We start from the raw sequence: 17641 nt of genomic DNA, 5'->3' as shown, positions 1-17641 counted from the left end.
CGGCGCGTGCAGGCAAGGGCGGTGACCCGCGTCCCTCGACTCACCCCCTCGCTCCCCGCGGCACGTCGATGTCGACCGCGGTGGTCCGGATGCGTCAGGCTGTGACCCGTGACCCAGCTCCACCCCGGCCCCGACGACGTCTCGCGCCTGATCGACGACCTCCGCGCGGCCGACGCCGACCGCGAGTTCCTCGCGCACGCCGAACAGCATCTGCCCCGCCTGCACGACCTCTTCACCCAGCTCTACGGCGATCGACCCGACGGCCTCGAGCGCTTGGCATCCGTCCTCGATCTCGCGTGCACCTCGTGGACGGCGCGCCCGCGCACGCTGAAGGCCCTCGACCGGGAGCGCGAGAGCGCGCCGGACTGGTTCGAGAGCGAGCGCATGCTGGGTGGTGTCTGCTACGTCGATCGGTACGCGGGCGGGCTCAACGGCATCCGGGATTCCATTCCGTACTTCCGCGAATTGGGCCTGACGTACCTGCACCTCATGCCGCTGTTCGAGAGCCCCGAGGGCAACAGCGACGGCGGCTACGCGGTGTCGAGCTACCGCCGGGTGAATCCGGCGCTCGGCACGATGGAAGAGCTCGCGGCCCTCGCGACCGATCTGCGTCGGGCGGGAATCTCGCTCGTGGTCGACTTCATCTTCAACCACACGAGCAACGAGCACGAGTGGGCGCGCAAGGCCGTCGCGGGTGAAGCGGGGTACGAGGACTTCTACCTGATCTACCCCGACCGCGAGCTGCCCGACGCCTACGAGCAGACGACGCGCGAGATCTTCCCCGACGACCACCCGGGATCGTTCGTCCAGCTCGACGACGGACGCTGGATCTGGGCGACGTTCTATCACTTCCAGTGGGATCTCAACTACGCCAACCCCGCGGTCTTCGAGGCGATGGCCGGGGAGATGCTCTTCCTCGCGAACCAGGGCGTCGAGATCCTCCGCATGGATGCCGTGGCCTTCATCTGGAAGAAGCTCGGCACGACCTGCGAGTCGCTGCCCGAAGCCCATCTGCTGCTGCAGGCCTTCAACGCGGTGCTGCGTATGGCGGCTCCGGGTCTGCTCTTCAAGTCGGAGGCCATCGTGCACCCCGACGAGGTGATCTCGTACATCTCGCCGGAGCAATGCCAGATCTCCTACAACCCCCTGCAGATGGCCCTCACCTGGGAGGCGCTCGCCACTCGCGACGGCCGACTGCTGCAGCAGGCGCTCGAGCGCCGCCACGCCCTGCCCGCCGGCACCGCGTGGGTGAACTACGTGCGCAGCCACGACGACATCGGCTGGACGTTCGCCGACGAGGATGCCGCCGAGCTCGGCATCGACGGCTACCCGCACCGCCGCTTCCTCAACGACTTCTACGTCGGCCGTGCCGAGGGATCGTTCGCGCGCGGCGTGCCGTTCCAGGAGAACCCGCGCACGGGCGATGCCCGCGTCACGGGCACCACCGCGTCGCTCGCGGGTATCGAGGCGGGTGACGCCGGAGGGGAGGACCGGGTCGTTCTCGCTCACGCCCTGGCGCTCTCGAGCGGCGGCATCCCGCTGCTTTATCTCGGCGACGAGGTCGCCCAGCTCAACGACTACTCGTTCGCCGAGCGGCCGGAGGAAGCGGGCGACAGCCGCTGGGTGAACCGCCCCTTCCGTCCCGAGCAGAATTACGAGGATCGAACGGATGCCGGCACCCCGGCCGGCCGCGTCTACTCGCGGCTGTCGCGTCTCACAGAGGTGCGCCGATCCACGCCGGAGTTCGCGGGCAACGAGCTGATCGCCTTCGGAGCGAACACGGCGTCCGTCGTGTCGTTCCTGCGCCCGGGCGACGGATTCTCTGTCCTCGTGCTCGCGAACGTGGGTGACTCGTCCGCAGAGATCGATGCGCTGACCCTGTCGGGAATGGCGCCGGAGGCCCTCGACCTCGTGTCGTCGCAGCCCGTCTGGCTGGGCGCCGGTCTCACCCTCGCGCCCCACGGCGCGCGGTGGCTGCGCGTGCGGATGCGCTGAGCCGTGTCCGACGATCCCGTTGGAGCATGCAGCCCCGCGTGGCACGTGGGCGCGTTAGCGGCGGGAATCGTCGCGATCGCGACATCGGTGTGGGCGCCGCCGGGACTGATCGGCGACCTGCTCGTGCTCGTCGTCGCGGTGTGCGCGTTGCTCTTCGCTCTGGATGGGAGTCGCCGGCGCGGGCCGCTGCGCTGGGTCGCCGTCGCGGGTGCACTGCTCGCGGGGCTCGCGCTGATCGTGGCGGCGGCGGTGTTCCTCGTCGCGCTCGCGAAGGCGCTGCCGTGATCCCTCTCCCGCAGGCGCCAGCGGGCTGCGGCGCACGGGCAGCGCCTCGCGGGGCGCTCTACGTCGCCGAAGCGTGCGCGCCCGTCACGCTCTCTGCCGGTCGGCTCGCCGGCCGCTCTCGCGATCCCATTCGAGCGACTTCCACTGCAGGAACGTGCAGAGATTGCTGGCGATGACGAGCTCGGCGGCGAAGCTGGCGATGTCGTGGACCGACATCACGAGCTCGTTCGGACGCCCCGACATCGTGATCTCCCAGACGGGATCGTCGTAGCTGCGGGGTCGCATGAAGATCGACTCGGTGGCGTTCCGCGGATTCAGGATCACCAGACCCGTGTCGTCCCCACCATCGTCTTCCTGCGGGGCGACCGTGATGGTGCCGGCGATGCAGTGTTCCTCTTCTTCGAACTCCGCGACCCAGGCTTCGAGTTGCTCACGGGATCGTCGAGGCGGCGAGTTCTCCAGGGCTTCGTCAGTCACGCAGCGAGCCTACGGCCTCGCCCGATGCGTGCCGTGAGACGCGGACGCCGCACGTGCGGGCGGGGGTATTTCCAGAGAGGGTGCCGGCTACAGGACTTGAACCTGCAACCCCCGTATTCACGAGAACGTATCCCGTGATGACCCAGAATAACCCTTTGACCTGGCATTAGAAGGTAACTGGCGACCCGCAATGTCCCGCGATAGTCCGTGGATATCCCGCCCAAAACGGTACGTAAGCGGCGCTCTTAGGAGGCGAACAGCTCCAGGATCGTGCGCACGTCAGGCCCCTGGTGCAGTCGTCGAATGTAGTGCCTCTTCGTGATCTTCGGGGACTCGTGTCCGAGCTGGCCGGCGGCGGTCTCGTCGTCGGCCTCGGTGGCGACGAGCGTCGCGACGGCTTTGCGGAACGTCTTCGGTGTCACCCAGTCGTCGTAGCCGTGCGCGGCGCGGAACTTCCGCCACTGGGTGCGGAAGTTGTTGGGGCTGCGGAGCGTGCCGGTGACGGACGGGAAGACGTACTCGCTGTCCCGCGCGCGGGCGGCGAGAGCGTCAACGAGGAACGGCGGCAGGATCAGCCGGCGGTGCGACATCTCCGTCTTCGCGTAAGGCTGGCGGTAGAGGCCCCGCCCGGGGATCTCCTTTACGGTGCCGGTGACCTCGATGTAGGGGATGTCGACGAGGTGCACGTCCTCGTCCCAGCGGAGCGCGAAGACCTCTCCGGTGCGGATGCCAGTGCCGAGGATCATGTCGACGGGGTCGGCGATGTCGGTGCGGCGAAGGACTCCCCCGTTGCTGCGGCGAGCGTCCCACTTCGCGAGCTGGGCTCGCGCCTTGATGACCTCGGCGAGCTCCAGGGTGCGAGGCTCGGCTGCCTTGCGGGGGATGGAGACTGCGTCGCGCACCGGGTTCGAGGGGAGCGCGCCTTTGCGCACGGCGAGACCGCACACGCCCCGGAGGACGACTCGGCACAGGCGGGCAGTCTCGGGCCCGCTGCTGACCATGAGCGCTTCGAGGAACCGGTCGACGGCGGGGACGGAGACCTCACGCATTTGCAGGCCGCCCATGCCGCGGACGATGTGGACGAGGTTGCGGGTGTAGAGGTACTTCGTTCCGTCGCTGACGTCGCGGCGTTCGAGCTCGCGGGTCCACTGCTCGGCGACGCGGGAGAGCCGGGTCTCCGGGGTGAGGTCTTCGGAGGGGAGGCGGGCGCGGTCGCGGAGCGCTTCCTTGAGGAGGTTCTCCGCTTTCTGCCCGGTGCTGCCGACGCGGCCGACCTTGCGGGTGACGCCGTCGTAGTCCCGGAACCGTGCGACGGCTTTCCACTGCCCGGGTTCGATTTGCGTTCGGGAGATGGCGCCCCAGGTGCCTACGGGCAGAGGTGGGCGGGCCATGTCAGGCGGTCCGCTCGCGGTGTGCCCACTGGCCGGCGCCCATGCGGGGCTGCACGTAGACGGTGTTGCCGAGGCGCTCGATGAGGTTCTGGAACGCGATGACAGTGCTGCGCATCACATCGAGGTCGACCGCGATAGCGCCCGGGTGGCCGGCGTGCACGGCCTCGAGGTGCCGGTACTCGTCGATGTCGATGAGGCGGAGTGCGGCCCATTCCTCGGCGCGGCGTTCCTGCTTCGCGTGCACGGGCCCGAAGTGGGTGGGCGTGTCGCCGAACGCTGCATGCCCGAGCTCGTGCGCGAGGACGGAGCGGTGGTGTCGGGCGGACATGCCGCGGCGCAGTCGGATGCGGCGGGCTTCGTGGTCGTAGACGCCGTCGCGGTCGGCGGGGAGGCGGGTGTATTCGATCGTCACGCCGATGGTGTCGGCGTAGTCGAGAAGCATTCGATCAACTGGGGTCGTCATAGGAGGGCTGTTCGTCGGTGGGCTCCGGGTCGGCGGGGCGGGCGGCTTCGTAGAGCTCCTCATCTTGCGCGGGGGTTCCGACATTGGATCCGAATCGGCCCTCGATGAGGTTGTTCGGATGGAGTCGATCCCACGCCGCCTGCGCCCAGGCGTCGAAGTGCTCGGGCAGTCGCTCTGCAGCCTCGGGGAGACGGCGGCCTTCCTCGACGTAGTAGATCGGCGAGGAGGCGGGCAGGTCTCGATCTGCCACGAAGTCTTCGACTTCGCTGACGAGCTGGCCGAGGTCGATTGCGAGTGCGTCGCAGATGATGACGAGCTGGTCGAGGCTCATGGGTCGGGTGCCGCGGATGATCTTGGAGAACTGTGACTGGCTGACGTCGCAGAGGACTGCAAGTTCTGCCTGGCTGACGTCGTAGCGGGCGATGAGGCCTCTGACGCGGTCGATGATCTCGCGGGCGACTGTGGTGGGGGAATAGTTCGACACAGCCTGATCGTGTCAGATGTGAACCGAATTGCGCAAACTCGGTGCAGTTTAAGTTCAGGTGAACTAGATTAGTTCCTATGAACTACACCACTCCCAGCGGGAAGGCATCCCGAGCGATTCGGTCCATTCTCGCCGATCGGCGGGAGTCCGTCGAGAAGCTCGCGGAGGCAACGGGGATCTCCCTCAGCACCCTCAAGCGTCGTCTTCTCCTCGCGTCTCCCTTCACGATCGACGAGCTCGGCCTGATCGCGGCCCACTTCAACCTGTCCATCATCGACGTCATCACCCCCGTCGACGAGCGGATTCTGGCGAGCTCGCGATGAGCGCCGCGCCGGCACCCGAGATCCTCACGATCCAGCAGGTTGCCGAGGTCACCGGTCTCGCAGTCAAGACGCTTCGCAATATGCGCTCGAAAGGTGAGGGCCCGGACATGTGGCTGCTCCGCGGGCGTGTGCGCTGCTACCGCAGCGACCTCGATGCCTGGGTGCGCGAGCAGGCCGGCATCGACAAGGTGACTCCGCTCAAGCGGACCGCCTGACACCCACAAGAGAAACGCCCCCGGCGGCAACCGGAGGCGAATCAAAGAAAGGAGGGCACCACAGATGCCCACCACCGCCACCGTAGCACCGCCCACCGAACGCAGTGGGGCGGACATCGCGTCCGGTCTCCGGGCGCTCGCTGACATCGTCGAGGCCGACGCGCAACTCGCCGCCGCGATGAACGTCGTCCCTGGCCCGCGCGCCACCATCCACTTGACCGGCGTCGCAGCCGTGGAAGCGTTCGCCGCCCGGTTCGGCAAGACCCCGATGGACATCGCCGCGGGCGACTCGTCGCACATCATCGCGACCGGGAACCTCGACGGTCTGGACGTCACCGTCTACACGCGCGTCCGACGCGCCGACCTCCCCACCGTGAGCGAGGCAGCAGCATGAACGACTTCACCGCATCCAACGGCGTCCGCGTGGTGAACCTCGGCGGTAAGTGGGATCAGTCCCTCTTTCAGTTCGCAGGGGAGATTCCGGGACTAGCCGACGAGATCTGTCAGGTCCGCGAGGTCGTCTTTCAAGACCCGGACGTCATCGCGTTGCGTGAGTTCTTCCAGGCGGAGTCTGACGAACGCCTCGGCCGTTGGCGCTGGCCCGAAAACCCCGACTACGTCGTCTATCCCTGCTCTGTGAAGACGCGCGTGCGCGTGCTGCGCGAGAGCGGTACGGGCGACCTCGAGTGGGTTGATCAGGGCGACGGGCGGTCGTACGAGTTCGTGCACGCTGCGCGCGCCTACTTCGATGCTCACCCGGAGCCGAAGCCGTGGCACGACTCCGTCGAGGGCGAGGTGTGGATCCTCATGTTCTCGAACTCGGCGCACGCGTGGATCGTCAACGGTGGCTATTTCCAGTCGGCGAAGACGCTCACGAATATCGCGAAGACGGACACGGGGATCATCTCGGCTCGCCGCATCTACCCGGAGGTCGAAGCGTGAACGGGCAGGACGCGCGCCGTGCGCACGCCGCCGCTCTCACCGCGCTCCGCCCCGCGCCCACCGGGTGGAGGCGCGCCGCCGAGGTTGCCGGCCTCGTCGCCCTCGGGATGCTCGCCGCCGTCGGGGTGATCCCGTGGTGAACGTCTACGGCCGCATCGTCGGCGTCCTCGCCGCAGCCGGCGCTCTCTTCATCGTCCTCGCCGCTCTCCGCGGCCGCTTCGACGGCGTCGCTCTCCTCGCCGTCATCACCCTCATCCTCGCCCTGTTCACGACGTACACCGCGTGGACCAACCGGAAGCGACACCGCCCATGAGCACCGCCACAGCCGTGCACTACCCCACCGTCCCCAGCCCCCTCCCCCACGACCACCAGATCCTCGACGACCACTGGCGCGCAATGCAGGACATCGAGGACCGCATCGTCGAAGCGATCGGCGACCGCTACGGCACGAAGTCCGCGCGCCAGGCAATCCGGAAGGCGTTCAAGCTGACCGTCCCGTGGGTGCTGAACACGCAGCAGACCCTCGACGACCTCACCGACGGGCAGCTGCTCGCCGAGCTGCGCAAGGAGGACCGGTCTATCTTCTGGCCGCTGCTTTGCGCAGACCCGAAATTCCCCACCGAGTGCCCGCGGTGCGCGAAGAGTGTCGTCGTCGACAAGGACGGCCTCTGCTCGGAGTGCGCCTACGAGTTCGAGGAGGAGCGATGACCTCGTTCGACCGCATCGACGTGACGCCCGACACCCCGGCGTGGGAGCTCGAGCGCCGCGGCTCTGTCGGCGCGTCCGAGGTAGCCGCAGTCATGGGCTTGTCGTCGTACGGGAACACGGCGCTCGACGTGTACAAGCACAAGCAGGGCGTCGACCGCGACTTCGACCCGCTGCTCGCGTGGATCGGGCACCAGTCCGAGCCGATCATCGAAGCCTGGGTGCACCAGTTCGCCGGGCTCGACGTGACCCTGTCCCCCGGCTTCATGGCCCGCTCCGTCAACCACCCGTTCCTGCACGCCTCGTTCGACCGCGTCTCACACGACCCGTTCACCACCTGGCAGTTCAAGACAGCCCACCACTACTCCGGGCACCACTGGGACGAAGGCATCCCCACCGACATCCGTGTGCAGGTGCAGGCGGAGATGGCCGTCGCCGGCACCTCCCGCGCCGCGGTGGTCGTGTGGATCGGCGGCCGGGAGTTCCGCCTGTTCTGGGAGCCCCGCGACGACCGGTTCATCAACGAACACCTCATCCCCTCCGTCCGCGGCTTCTGGGAGGACAACGTCCTCGTCGGTGTCTCGCCGATGCCGTCGACGATCGCCGAGCTCAACGAGGTGCCCGTCGACGCGGGCACCTCGCTCGAGGCCGACGACACGGTCATGGAAGCGATCGAGCGTCGCGCCGTGCTCCTCGCCGACATACAGGCGCAGAAGGCCGAAGCCGACGCCCTGCAGGTCGCGATCGGGCAGTGGCTCGGCGGCGCCGACACCATCACCCGCAACGGACGCAACGTGCTCACCTACCGCTACCAGAAGGGGCGCATGGGACTCGACACGTCCGCGCTCCGCCAGGTGCACCCCGACATAGTGCAGGAGTTCACCGTCCAGGGGCAGCCCTATCGAGTCATGCGCACGAACCTCAAGGAGAAGAAGTGACCGACCTGTCTACCGCCGCCGCCGCGGCGAAGCAGAACCCGACCATGAAGGACCTCGTCGAGGCGCAGCTGCCCGCGATCGAGCGTCAGCTCGGCGGGACTATGAACAGCGAGGCCTTCGTCCGCGCTGTCCTGTCCGAGATCACGAAGTCGCCGCAGCTGATGCAAGCCGACCCGAAGACCCTCCTCGGCGGGGTGATGCTCGCCGCGCAGCTGCGTCTCGAGATCGGGTCCGGGCTGGGCGAGTTCTACCTCACCCCGCGGAAGGACCGAGGGCAGCAGATCTGCCTACCGATCATCGGGTACCAGGGCCTTATCAAGCTCGCCCTCCGGTCCGAGTTCGTGATGAACGTGCAGGCGTTCCTCGTCCGCCGCGGCGACCAGTTCAGCTACGGCGCGAACGCCGAGCGCGGCATGTTCTACGACTGGGTGCCGCAGGACTTCGAGGAGACCCGCGACTGGATCGGCGTCGTCGCCACCGCGCGCATGCGCTCCGGCGGCACGACGTGGGTGTACCTCACCCGCACGCAGGTCATGGACCGCCGCCCGTCGTACTGGGCGTCGACGCCGTGGAAGACGAACGAGGACGAGATGGTCAAGAAGACCGCCGTCCGGGCCCTGGCGAAGTACCTGCCGAAGTCGACCGACCTGGGCCGCGCGCTCGAGGCCGACGAGGCGAAGGTGCAGACACTCCGCGGTCTCGACGAGGTCGAGGTCACCCACATAGACGACGAGCCGGAGACGGTCGTCGTGAACGAAACCACGGCAGCCGACTGGAACACCGCCGAGGTGCCCGAATGAACGCGCAGAACGTCTGGACGGACGAGCGCATCCGCGAGGCGTTCCTCGACGACGGCGGTCAGGCCGCCTTCTACGACCCCATCAACGGTGAGAAGGAGCAGCGGCGTATCGCCGGCGCGATCTTCGACGAGTGGCTCACCTCGCATGACGAGGCGGTGCGCTCCGCGATCGACTGGCGTGTGCTCGGCGGCCTCGTCCCCGGCATCATCAACGCCGCCTGGCTGCGCGACGGCGACCGCGTCCGCATCAACCAGCTCGAGGGCATGGTCCTGAACCACCACATCGTCAACGTCGAGCACATCGGCCGCCTCGCCCGCTTCGTCGTCGAGACGGACCTCGGCGGCCGCGTGAACCACGACCGCGCCCTCGACTCCGAGGTGCGCGTCATCGCCACATCGAACGGAGCAGACCAGTGACCGACACCACAAAGCCGCGCCGGTCCCGCGCGTCGGCGAAGGACGCCGGCACCCGCTTTGAGCGCTCCGTCGCCGACTTCCTCAAGATCCGCCTCGACGACGACCGTATCGATCGGCGAGCCAAGACCGGGTCGAAGGACCGCGGCGACATCGGCGGCGTCCGCACGCCCCTCGGGGGTCGCGTGGTCATCGAATGCAAGGACACCGCGCGACCCGACTTGCCCGGCTGGTTGCGTCAGGCCGAGACCGAGCGCGGCAACGACGACGCCGTGGCCGGGGTGGTCGTGCACAAGAAGCGCGGCACGACGACCCCGGCGGAGCAGTACGTGACCATGAGCCTCGAGACGCTCGCGGTTTTCCTCGAAGGCGGTGCCCGCGCATGAGCGCTCTCCTGACCCTCAACACAGGCAATGACGGCAGCCTCGAATACGACGCCTTCCTGCGCGAAAAGGTCGCTTTCGACCGGTCGTTCGGGTTCGACGTCGACGACGCCGACCTGTCGCCGATCTTCCGGCCCGGCCACGACATGTACCAGCCGCACCAGGCCGACGTCGTGAAGTGGGCCGTCGCCGGCGGCCGCCGCGCGATCTTCGCCCGCTACGGCATGGGCAAGTCGGTCATGCAGCTCGAGGTGCTCCGCGTCATCGTGGCGCGACTCGGCGGCCGCGGCCTGATCGTCGCGCCGCTCGGTGTGCGCTTCGACATCGTGCGCGACGGTCGTGAGCTGCTCGACGTTCAGGTCCGGTTCGTCCGCACCACCGCCGAGGTCGACCCCGACTGGCAGGGCCTGTACGTCACCAACTACGAGTCCGTGCGCGACGGGAAGCTCGACGTCGACCTGTTCACGGCCGTCTCGCTCGACGAGGCCGCCGTGCTCCGCTCGTTCGGCTCCGAGACCTACCAGCGGTTCCTGCCGCTGTTCACCAACGTCCCGTTCCGTTTCGTCGCCACGGCCACCCCTTCACCGAACCGACACAAGGAGCTGATCCACTACGCCGGGTTCCTCGGCATCATGGACACCGGAGCCGCCCTCACCCGGTTCTTTCAGCGCGATTCGTCCAAGGCGGGGAACCTCACCCTCTACCCGCACAAGCGCCGCGAGTTCTGGCTGTGGCTCAACACCTGGGCATGCTTCCTCCAACGGCCGTCCGACCTCGGCTACTCCGACGCCGGCTATGCGCTACCTGAGCTGCGCGTGCACTGGGATGAAGTGCAGGTCGGGATCCTCTCCGACCAGATCGACCGCGACGGGCAGGGCGTGCTCGTCCGCGGCGGCGCGATGTCGCTCGTCGACGCCGCCCGCGAGAAGCGACACACTCTCGAAGCGCGCGTCGCGCGAGCCATGTCGATCGTGCGAGAGCACTTCGGACGCCCTCTGCCTGGCCAGATCCTGCTCTGGTGCGACCTGAACGACGAACAGACCGCGCTCGAGCGCGCGCTGGCTGACGAAGGCCTCATGTACTCGTCCGTGCACGGCGGCCTCACCGACGAGCAGATCGAGCAGCAGCTCGGTACCTGGCTCGCCGGCGAGACCTACGCGCTCATCGGCAAACCCGTCCAGCTCGGCCGCGGACTCAACCTGCAGCAGTGCAGCACGGCCGTGTTCGTCGGCATCACGCACAAGTACGAGCAGGTCGTCCAGGCCGTCCACCGCATCCACCGATTCGGCCAGACGCAGGAGTGCGACGTGCACCTGATCTACGCCGAGACGGAGTCGGAGGTGCGCGCGACCCTCGAGACCAAGTGGGCGGAGGACGACCGCCTCACCGACACCATGTCGGACGTGCTCCGGGAGTTCGGCCTCTCAGCCGCGGCGATCTCTGCCGAGTTGACCCGCGCGATGGGCGTCGAGCGCGAGGTGCACACCGGTGAGGCGTGGACGATCGCGCTGAACGACTCGGTCGTCGAAGCCCGCGACCACCTCGAGACGGAGTCCGTCGGGCTGATGGTGACGAGCATCCCATTCGGCAACCACTACGAGTACTCCCCGAACTACGCCGACTTCGGCCACACCGACGACAACGCGCACTTCTGGTGGCAGATGGACTACCTGACGCCGTCGCTCTACCGCGCGCTCATGCCCGGCCGGATCCTCGCCGTGCACGTCAAGGACCGCCAGATGTTCGGGTCCGTCACCGGCGCCGGCGTCTACACGGTCAGTGAGCTGCACGCCGAGTCGATCGCGCACTACCGCCAGCACGGCTTCGACTATTACGGCGCGATCACCGTCACGACCGATGTCGTGCGCGAGAACAATCAGACGTACCGCCTGTCGTACTCGAAGATGCTCCGCGATCACACCCCGATGGGTGTCGGCTCGCCGGAGTATGTGCTGCTGTTTCACAAGCCGCAGAGCGACCGGTCGAAAGGCTGGGCGGACGAGCGTGTCGTGAAGGAACGCGAGGCGTACTCGGTCGGCCGCTGGCAGATCGACGCGGCCGCGGACTGGCGTTCGTCGGGCGACAGGCTGCTCGCGCTCGACGAGCTCGCAGTGCTCGATCCGGGGACGCGCTCGAAGCTGTTCACGCAGCAGTCGCTCCGATCGGTGTATGACTACGAGCAGCACGTCGCCCTCGCTGATCGTCTGGCCGCAGCGAACGCCCTGCCGGGCACGTTCGCGTCGCTCGTGCCCGGCTCGTGGGCGGCGAACGTGTGGCACGACGTCCTGCGCATCGAGACGCTGAACAGCGAGCAGAAGCGCCGCGCCGTCGAGAACCACATCTGCCCGTTCCCGCTCGAGATCCCTCGCCGCCTCATCACGGCGTACTCCAACCCCGGCGACCTGGTCTACGACCCGTTCAGCGGGCTCGGCTCCACCGTGCTCGAAGCAGTGCGCCAGGGCCGTCGCGGCTACGGGTCGGAGCTGAACCCGGTGTCCGTCTCTGACTCCCTCGTCTACCTGCGCCGGCACGACGACGAGCAGGGCATCCCGACTCTGTTCGACCTGCTCGACTCCGAATGGGATGCGGCATGAGCACGGCGACGACGGTCACGCTCCGCTGCGACCACGACGGCTGTCGGGAGTCGCTGGCGGCCGAGCCGCGGGAGACGGAGATAGAGCTGCGCATCCGGGCGTTCCGAGTGCACGGGTGGCGGTGCTCGCCGTCGCTGCGCCAGGGCGGGCACACAGACCTCTGTCGGTGGCACGCATGAACTACGCGCCCGACACCCTCCCCCGCGTCCGTCGCACCTGCGGCGCGTGCCGCCACTGCCACCCCGGCCGCCAGTGGGGCGGAGACGAAGTCTGCCGCCGTCCCACCTGCCCCTGTCATCAAGGAGACACCGTGTCTGATCGACGCGTCCCCAAACGTCAGCTCGAGGCCCTGTCGCGTCGTGATGGGTTCGTGTGCGTGTGGACGGCCACCACCGGCGATCGTCTCGTCCCGCAGCACCGCCAGGGCGGCATGGGCGGGCGACCCGACAAGCACCGCACCGAGAACCTCCTGTGGCTGGATAGCCAGCTCAACGGGCTGATCGAAGCCGACGCCGGCATGGCGGAGATCTCGAAGGCGTACGGCATCAAGGTGCCCCTGTGGGCGGACGTGACACGCGTGCCCGTGTTCTTCGCCCACGAGCACGCGTGGTTCGTCCTGACCGGCGACGACCGCCGCGAAGTGACCACCGTCGAGGCGCTGGACATGATGCACACGGTCTACGACGACGAGTTCTTCGTGTGGAAGGCGCGGGCGGATCAGTCGCCGCAGGCCGCGATCCTCGCGCTCAGGGGGCGATGATGGCCTGGTTCAAGGTCGACGACCACTTCTGGTCACACCCGAAGACCGCGGCTCTCAGCGACGCTGCAACGGCGCTCTGGCTGCGTGCCGGGTCGTGGTCGGCGGGGCACTTGACGGACGGTCGCGTGCCGGTGTCGATGCTGCGTTTCTTCCGCGCGCGCCGCCGCTCAGCCGACGAACTGGTCGCCGCGGGCCTCTGGACAGCCGATGGTGAGACGTTCGTGTTCCATGCGTGGGCCGATTACCAGCCCTCCAAGGAACAGGTTGACTCCAAGCGTGAGGCCACCAAGAACCGCGTAAAGACGTGGCGGGAGAAGCAGAGTAACGGCGTTACTAACGCATCACCACCTGATGAGGGTAACGCTCCCCCCGACCCGGCCCGACCCGACCCGACCCCTATCTCTACCTCTGACGAGGTAGAGAGTAAGCCGCGCAAGCGCGCCACTCGCATCCCTGAGCCGTTCATCCTGACCACCGGCATGCGAGCCGAGATGCGCGACGACTGCCCCGGTCTCGACGTCGATTACGCGACGAAACAGTTCGTCGACTACTGGCGTGCGGCGTCCGGGCGGACTGCGACCAAGAAGGACTGGGTCGCGGCCTGGCGCTTCTGGATGCGTCGCGAAGCCGAGCGCACCGCCCCGCGCGCTGGTCATCAGCCGCGCCCCACCCGCGACGACGAGAACCTCGCCGTCGTAGCCCGTCTGGCAGCCCAGGAGGCCGCCGAGCAGAGAGGACTCACCGCATGAACACTTCCGACGCAGCGAAGCTCCTGACCGTGGCGGCTGGTTTCGACCGGCGTCAGGTCACGGACGTCACCGCGACCGCATGGGCCGCCGCCCTCGACGGCCACTCGTACGCCGAGTGCGAGCGCGCGATCATTGCCCACCACCGCGACCCGGCGACGCGCACGACGTATCTGACCGTGGGGCACGTCCTCGATCGCGTCGAAGCTGGGGACCGCACCAGCACGGCTGACGTGGAGGCCGACGTGCGCTCCGCGAAGGCGCGCGGCATCATCCCGGCGGACTGGCCGCGCCGCCAGCCGCTCGAACCGGAGGCAGCGTACCGGTTGCAGGCGGCACGCGATCGCGACAAGGCCGAAGCGATCCGGGCACACAACGGGCGCGATCGAGGCCGGCGCATGAGCCACGGGATCAAGCTCTCCGACGATGCGTGGAAGGAACTCACTGCGGCCGCCAATCGGTGTGGCACGAACGTCGAGGATCTGCTCCTCGGTGCCGTGCTGACGCTGACGGTTGGGGACGCAGCTGTCCGCCAGCGCGCCGCGGCCCGCGGCGCGCTCACTGCCCGCGTGATCCGTCTCCGCCGCGAGGGCCGAAAGGTGTCCGTCGTCGCGCAGATGACCGGGCTATCGACCACGCAGGTGTCTCGCATCCTCTGCCGCAACGGAGAGCGCACACGAAACCGAACCAGCAGCACCACCGAAAGGACCGCAGCATGAGCGGCGAAACCACCATCACCATCGTCGGAAACCTCACGGCTGACCCGGAGCTGCGGTACACGCAGAACGGGCTCCCGGTCGCGAACTTCACCATCGCGTCGACTCCCCGCACGTTCGACCGGCAGGCGAACGAGTGGAAGGACGGCGAGGCGCTGTTCCTCCGTGCTTCCGTGTGGCGCGAGCTAGCGGAGCACGTTGCCGCGTCGCTGACGAAGGGTTCCCGTGTCATCGCGACGGGGCGGCTCAAGCAGCAGAGCTACCAGGACAAGGAGGGCAACAGCCGCACGTCGATCGTGCTCGAGGTCGACGAGATCGGCCCGTCGCTGCGGTACGCGACGGCGCAGGTGACGCGCGCCGCGGGCGGTACGGGCGCGACTGGCGGCCGATCGGGTGCCGCGGCGGGTGACGAGCCCTGGGCGACGCCGGGAGCGGCTCAGTCGGGCGCGCAGGGCGTGGCGGGAGGTGGGAGCTATGGCGACGACACCCCGTTCTGAGATGCGGATCCTCACCGTGCGTCAGCCGTGGGCGTGGGCGATCATCCACGGCGGGAAGGACGTCGAGAATCGCGTCCGCAACATCGCCGGGGACTACCGCGGGCCCGTCGCCATCCACGCAGCCAAGGGTGTCGGCTCGGCTGAAGAGTTCATGGCCAACACGTTCACCGTCAGCAGGATCGGGCCGCCTGTCCCCTTCGGTCTCACCTACGGCGCGATCCTCGGCGTCGTCGACCTCGCGGGCGTGCACCTCGTGAAGCAGTCCAACGGCATGAGCAACATCTGCTTCGACGACCACACCCCGGTCGGCCGCATCTGCTCGCCGTGGGCGCAGAACTACATCGAGTTCCCGGCCCACGAGGGCTATCACCTCGTGCTCACCAACCCGCGCCCCCTCGCCGAGCCGATCCCCTACCGCGGCGCGCTCGGCCTCCGCCGCCTCGACGACGACACGACCGCGCGCATCCTCACGCAGATCGGAGAGCCCGCATGACGATCGTCTGCGCCACGAACGACAACCTCCCCGGCATCCGCGCGTGCACGACCCTCGGCGAGCACCGCGTCACCTGCCCCGACCACCCCGGCTGGGACGAGAAGACCCGCCCCGGCACCTGCCGAGGGTGTCTCCCTCTCGCGTCTGAGGTGGGGTTCCTCTGCCGCCACTGCTGGGACCTCGTCGAGACCGCCTACCCGCAGTGGGCGCGGTTCCGGGAGCTGCTCGACGCGACCGGCGGGCGCGCCGTCTCCCCCACGGCGGGGGGCGGTGGGTCCGCGGCGTCGGGGTACTCGAACCTGCCGCTCGCGTTCCTTGCCGTCGACGAGTGCGAGCGGCACCTCGCCACCCGTGAGGACCTCACCCTCCTCATGTGGGTGAACACGCCCGCCGGCGCCGCCCACGCGATCCAGTTCGCCCACGCCGCGCTGAACGCGTACCGGACGCTCGAGGTCGAGGAACGCGAGAAGGTCACTCCCCCGCCCGCGCGATGCCCGGAGTGCGGACTACTCACCCTCACCGGCAACCGGCAGCGGGTCGTCGGCGCGTTCACCGTCGTCGAATGCCAGCACTGCGGCCACCGTCTCGACAAGATCCGCACCGGCCCCGCCTCCTGGACCGGGTCGGACATCTGCGAGTACGGCGACCCGACCGAGCACGTCGCGTGCACCGAGCTCGCGTGCGGGTGCTGGTGTCACGACTACGGACGCAAGTCCCACCCGGCGCTCGGTGTCGCGGCCCTCTGGGACGGCGACACCGCAGGCGCCACCCACGGCCACGGGGCACCCCGCGGCGACTGGATCATCGACGACCCCCACACCATCCGACGGGTCCCCGCCTACGACGACAGGAAGACAGCATGACCACCACACCGGACACCCTGCGCGAACTCGCGCAGCGCGGCGTCGGCTTCGACATGAACCCGACCATGATGTTCACCACCGCGGAGTCGATGTACTCGCAGTGGCACGAGTACTCCACCCGCCTCGATCGGGAGTGGCGGGATCGCGTGGCCGCGGCGGCGGACGCCCTGTCCACCCCGCCCGCCGACGACGTACGCGAAGCGCTGACCGGTGACGCGCCGCTGACCGTGACGCTCCATCCCGACCTGCTGGCCGAGGTGTATTCGCTCGTTCGCGCAGCGCCGGCGACCGGGCACCGGCGTGACCTGATCGCCGCTCTTGACGCCGCGATGACACCTGACCAGGCCCCAGAGATTCCGATGTTCGCTGGCACTCTGGACGCCCTCGAAGCGCTGACCATTCGCTCCGAGGTCCGCCCGCACGGGACGGTCACCGACGCCGAGCGACATGCCGTTGCAGATGCCATCGACAACACGGCAGTCATCACGCCTCGGAATGACTTTCTGGGCGGGTCTACCATCGCCAACCTTCTTGAAGTTGCCGATGCCGCGCTCGAAGCCGCACGGGAGGTCCACCCGTGAGCGCGCGACGACCGAACATCGGCGCACGTGTGATGCGTGTCTACGGGCGCAAGGACTACGCCGAGTATGGCGAGATCGGAACCGTTACCGCGCACAACGGCAACGGCACCTTCCAGATGACGCTCGACGCGGCACAGCCGTTCTACCGGGAGATGTGGGGGTCGAAGGCCAAGCCCACGGACCACGGCGGAATGGTGCACAAGGTGCTCACCCCGCACGAGGTGACGCCTCTCGCCAAGGTGTACCGCGAGAACGCTCGTCGCCTCCGAGCCGTTGCCAAAACGTGGGCGGATATGGCACGCAGGGTCGAATCAGAGGCTCGCTCGTGACCGTCCACGCGACCCCTCCCCACGGGGAGGTGGCCACGCCCTGCTGCGACGCGGCCCCGACTGAGCTGCCTGACGACGACCAGATGACCCTCAACCCCGACGCCGTCACCTGCGGCAGCGACCACGTGGATGGGGGCCTGTAATGGCGCGCACCGAAGAGGCCAGGACATACGCCGCCGTAGCGAAGGCCCTGGCGGGCAACCACCCGCCCGAGGTCGAACGTGCGCTTGTGAGCATCGCGGCCCGAG

27 protein-coding genes are annotated in these 17641 nt (G+C 68.3%); 23 read left to right on the top strand and 4 right to left on the bottom strand.

The window, feature by feature from the left end; all coding sequences use genetic code 11:
* Nucleotides 1-108: 108 nt before the first annotated feature.
* On the top strand, nucleotides 109-1995 hold the full coding sequence (locus QE454_RS09925) for an amylosucrase (RefSeq protein ID WP_373459388.1): 1887 nt from the start codon (nucleotides 109-111) through the stop codon (nucleotides 1993-1995).
* Nucleotides 1996-1998: 3 nt separating this feature from the next.
* Nucleotides 1999-2280, top strand: a complete 282-nt coding sequence (locus tag QE454_RS09920) for a hypothetical protein (RefSeq protein ID WP_210073765.1) — start codon at nucleotides 1999-2001, stop codon at nucleotides 2278-2280.
* A gap of 84 nt (nucleotides 2281-2364) precedes the next feature.
* On the opposite strand, the gene QE454_RS09915 is transcribed toward QE454_RS09920, so the two are convergent.
* From QE454_RS09915 to QE454_RS09900, 4 genes are all read right to left on the bottom strand, one after another.
* Entirely contained in the window at nucleotides 2365-2757 is a 393-nt protein-coding gene (locus QE454_RS09915; RefSeq protein ID WP_210073763.1) for a hypothetical protein, read from the bottom strand.
* A 245-nt stretch (nucleotides 2758-3002) separates the two neighbouring features.
* Nucleotides 3003-4148: a tyrosine recombinase XerC gene (gene xerC / locus QE454_RS09910; RefSeq protein ID WP_307455716.1), complete on the bottom strand. Its 1146-nt coding sequence runs from the start codon at nucleotides 4146-4148 to the stop codon at nucleotides 3003-3005.
* Between the two features lies 1 nt (nucleotide 4149).
* The gene (locus QE454_RS09905) at nucleotides 4150-4590 is read right to left on the bottom strand and encodes an ImmA/IrrE family metallo-endopeptidase (RefSeq protein ID WP_307455718.1); all 441 of its coding nucleotides are present in this window, start codon (nucleotides 4588-4590) and stop codon (nucleotides 4150-4152) included.
* A 4-nt stretch (nucleotides 4591-4594) separates the two neighbouring features.
* Nucleotides 4595-5095 (bottom strand): helix-turn-helix domain-containing protein, encoded by a 501-nt coding sequence (locus tag QE454_RS09900; RefSeq protein ID WP_307455720.1) that lies wholly within the window; start codon nucleotides 5093-5095, stop codon nucleotides 4595-4597.
* Nucleotides 5096-5172: 77 nt separating this feature from the next.
* Here QE454_RS09900 and QE454_RS09895 point away from each other — a divergent pair, with 77 nt between their 5' ends.
* The 21 genes from QE454_RS09895 (at nucleotide 5173) to QE454_RS09795 (ending at nucleotide 17536) form a co-directional block, all read left to right on the top strand.
* Nucleotides 5173-5418 (top strand): helix-turn-helix transcriptional regulator, encoded by a 246-nt coding sequence (locus QE454_RS09895; RefSeq protein ID WP_307455722.1) that lies wholly within the window; start codon nucleotides 5173-5175, stop codon nucleotides 5416-5418.
* Complete coding sequence (locus QE454_RS09890) at nucleotides 5415-5633, top strand: AlpA family transcriptional regulator (protein WP_307455724.1); 219 nt, start codon at nucleotides 5415-5417, stop codon at nucleotides 5631-5633. The genes QE454_RS09895 and QE454_RS09890 overlap by 4 nt, the downstream gene beginning before the upstream one ends.
* Before the next feature lie 64 nt (nucleotides 5634-5697).
* The gene (locus QE454_RS09885) at nucleotides 5698-6027 is read left to right on the top strand and encodes a hypothetical protein (protein ID WP_307455726.1); all 330 of its coding nucleotides are present in this window, start codon (nucleotides 5698-5700) and stop codon (nucleotides 6025-6027) included.
* A complete protein-coding gene (locus tag QE454_RS09880) occupies nucleotides 6024-6575 on the top strand; it encodes a hypothetical protein (RefSeq protein WP_307455728.1) in 552 nt (183 codons plus the stop codon). The genes QE454_RS09885 and QE454_RS09880 overlap by 4 nt, the downstream gene beginning before the upstream one ends.
* Nucleotides 6572-6715 (top strand): hypothetical protein, encoded by a 144-nt coding sequence (locus QE454_RS09875; RefSeq protein WP_307455729.1) that lies wholly within the window; start codon nucleotides 6572-6574, stop codon nucleotides 6713-6715. Before QE454_RS09880 ends, QE454_RS09875 begins: the two co-directional genes overlap by 4 nt.
* A complete protein-coding gene (locus QE454_RS09870; protein WP_307455730.1) occupies nucleotides 6709-6888 on the top strand; it encodes a hypothetical protein in 180 nt (59 codons plus the stop codon). The genes QE454_RS09875 and QE454_RS09870 overlap by 7 nt, the downstream gene beginning before the upstream one ends.
* Nucleotides 6885-7283: a hypothetical protein gene (locus QE454_RS09865; RefSeq protein ID WP_309668616.1), complete on the top strand. Its 399-nt coding sequence runs from the start codon at nucleotides 6885-6887 to the stop codon at nucleotides 7281-7283. The genes QE454_RS09870 and QE454_RS09865 overlap by 4 nt, the downstream gene beginning before the upstream one ends.
* Nucleotides 7280-8218: a YqaJ viral recombinase family protein gene (locus QE454_RS09860; protein ID WP_307455737.1), complete on the top strand. Its 939-nt coding sequence runs from the start codon at nucleotides 7280-7282 to the stop codon at nucleotides 8216-8218. Before QE454_RS09865 ends, QE454_RS09860 begins: the two co-directional genes overlap by 4 nt.
* Nucleotides 8215-9018 carry a recombinase RecT gene (locus QE454_RS09855; RefSeq protein ID WP_307455739.1) on the top strand — a complete coding sequence of 268 codons (804 nt, stop codon included), beginning with the start codon at nucleotides 8215-8217 and terminating at the stop codon, nucleotides 9016-9018. Before QE454_RS09860 ends, QE454_RS09855 begins: the two co-directional genes overlap by 4 nt.
* Complete coding sequence (locus QE454_RS09850; protein WP_307455741.1) at nucleotides 9015-9434, top strand: hypothetical protein; 420 nt, start codon at nucleotides 9015-9017, stop codon at nucleotides 9432-9434. Before QE454_RS09855 ends, QE454_RS09850 begins: the two co-directional genes overlap by 4 nt.
* Entirely contained in the window at nucleotides 9431-9817 is a 387-nt protein-coding gene (locus QE454_RS09845) for a hypothetical protein (protein ID WP_307455743.1), read from the top strand. The genes QE454_RS09850 and QE454_RS09845 overlap by 4 nt, the downstream gene beginning before the upstream one ends.
* On the top strand, nucleotides 9814-12408 hold the full coding sequence (locus QE454_RS09840) for a DNA methyltransferase (RefSeq protein ID WP_309668615.1): 2595 nt from the start codon (nucleotides 9814-9816) through the stop codon (nucleotides 12406-12408). Before QE454_RS09845 ends, QE454_RS09840 begins: the two co-directional genes overlap by 4 nt.
* 310 nt (nucleotides 12409-12718) lie before the next feature.
* Nucleotides 12719-13168, top strand: coding sequence for a hypothetical protein (locus QE454_RS09835; protein ID WP_307455748.1), 450 nt, complete (start codon nucleotides 12719-12721; stop codon nucleotides 13166-13168).
* Complete coding sequence (locus QE454_RS09830) at nucleotides 13168-13917, top strand: hypothetical protein (RefSeq protein ID WP_307455751.1); 750 nt, start codon at nucleotides 13168-13170, stop codon at nucleotides 13915-13917. Before QE454_RS09835 ends, QE454_RS09830 begins: the two co-directional genes overlap by 1 nt.
* Nucleotides 13914-14633: a hypothetical protein gene (locus QE454_RS09825; protein ID WP_309668614.1), complete on the top strand. Its 720-nt coding sequence runs from the start codon at nucleotides 13914-13916 to the stop codon at nucleotides 14631-14633. The genes QE454_RS09830 and QE454_RS09825 overlap by 4 nt, the downstream gene beginning before the upstream one ends.
* A complete protein-coding gene (locus QE454_RS09820; RefSeq protein WP_307455757.1) occupies nucleotides 14630-15127 on the top strand; it encodes a single-stranded DNA-binding protein in 498 nt (165 codons plus the stop codon). Before QE454_RS09825 ends, QE454_RS09820 begins: the two co-directional genes overlap by 4 nt.
* Nucleotides 15105-15620, top strand: a complete 516-nt coding sequence (locus tag QE454_RS09815; RefSeq protein WP_307455759.1) for an ASCH domain-containing protein — start codon at nucleotides 15105-15107, stop codon at nucleotides 15618-15620. The genes QE454_RS09820 and QE454_RS09815 overlap by 23 nt, the downstream gene beginning before the upstream one ends.
* Entirely contained in the window at nucleotides 15617-16483 is an 867-nt protein-coding gene (locus QE454_RS09810; RefSeq protein WP_307455761.1) for a hypothetical protein, read from the top strand. Before QE454_RS09815 ends, QE454_RS09810 begins: the two co-directional genes overlap by 4 nt.
* Nucleotides 16480-17064, top strand: coding sequence for a hypothetical protein (locus QE454_RS09805; RefSeq protein WP_307455763.1), 585 nt, complete (start codon nucleotides 16480-16482; stop codon nucleotides 17062-17064). The genes QE454_RS09810 and QE454_RS09805 overlap by 4 nt, the downstream gene beginning before the upstream one ends.
* On the top strand, nucleotides 17061-17393 hold the full coding sequence (locus QE454_RS09800) for a hypothetical protein (RefSeq protein WP_307455765.1): 333 nt from the start codon (nucleotides 17061-17063) through the stop codon (nucleotides 17391-17393). The genes QE454_RS09805 and QE454_RS09800 overlap by 4 nt, the downstream gene beginning before the upstream one ends.
* On the top strand, nucleotides 17390-17536 hold the full coding sequence (locus QE454_RS09795; RefSeq protein WP_307455769.1) for a hypothetical protein: 147 nt from the start codon (nucleotides 17390-17392) through the stop codon (nucleotides 17534-17536). The genes QE454_RS09800 and QE454_RS09795 overlap by 4 nt, the downstream gene beginning before the upstream one ends.
* Nucleotides 17537-17641: the final 105 nt, after the last annotated feature.

The sequence above is a fragment of the Microbacterium sp. SORGH_AS_0454 genome, from assembly GCF_031453395.1.
Taxonomy (GTDB): domain Bacteria; phylum Actinomycetota; class Actinomycetes; order Actinomycetales; family Microbacteriaceae; genus Microbacterium.
The sequence above is the reverse complement of the archived record's forward strand: the minus strand, read 5'-3'. Positions and strand labels throughout refer to the sequence as shown.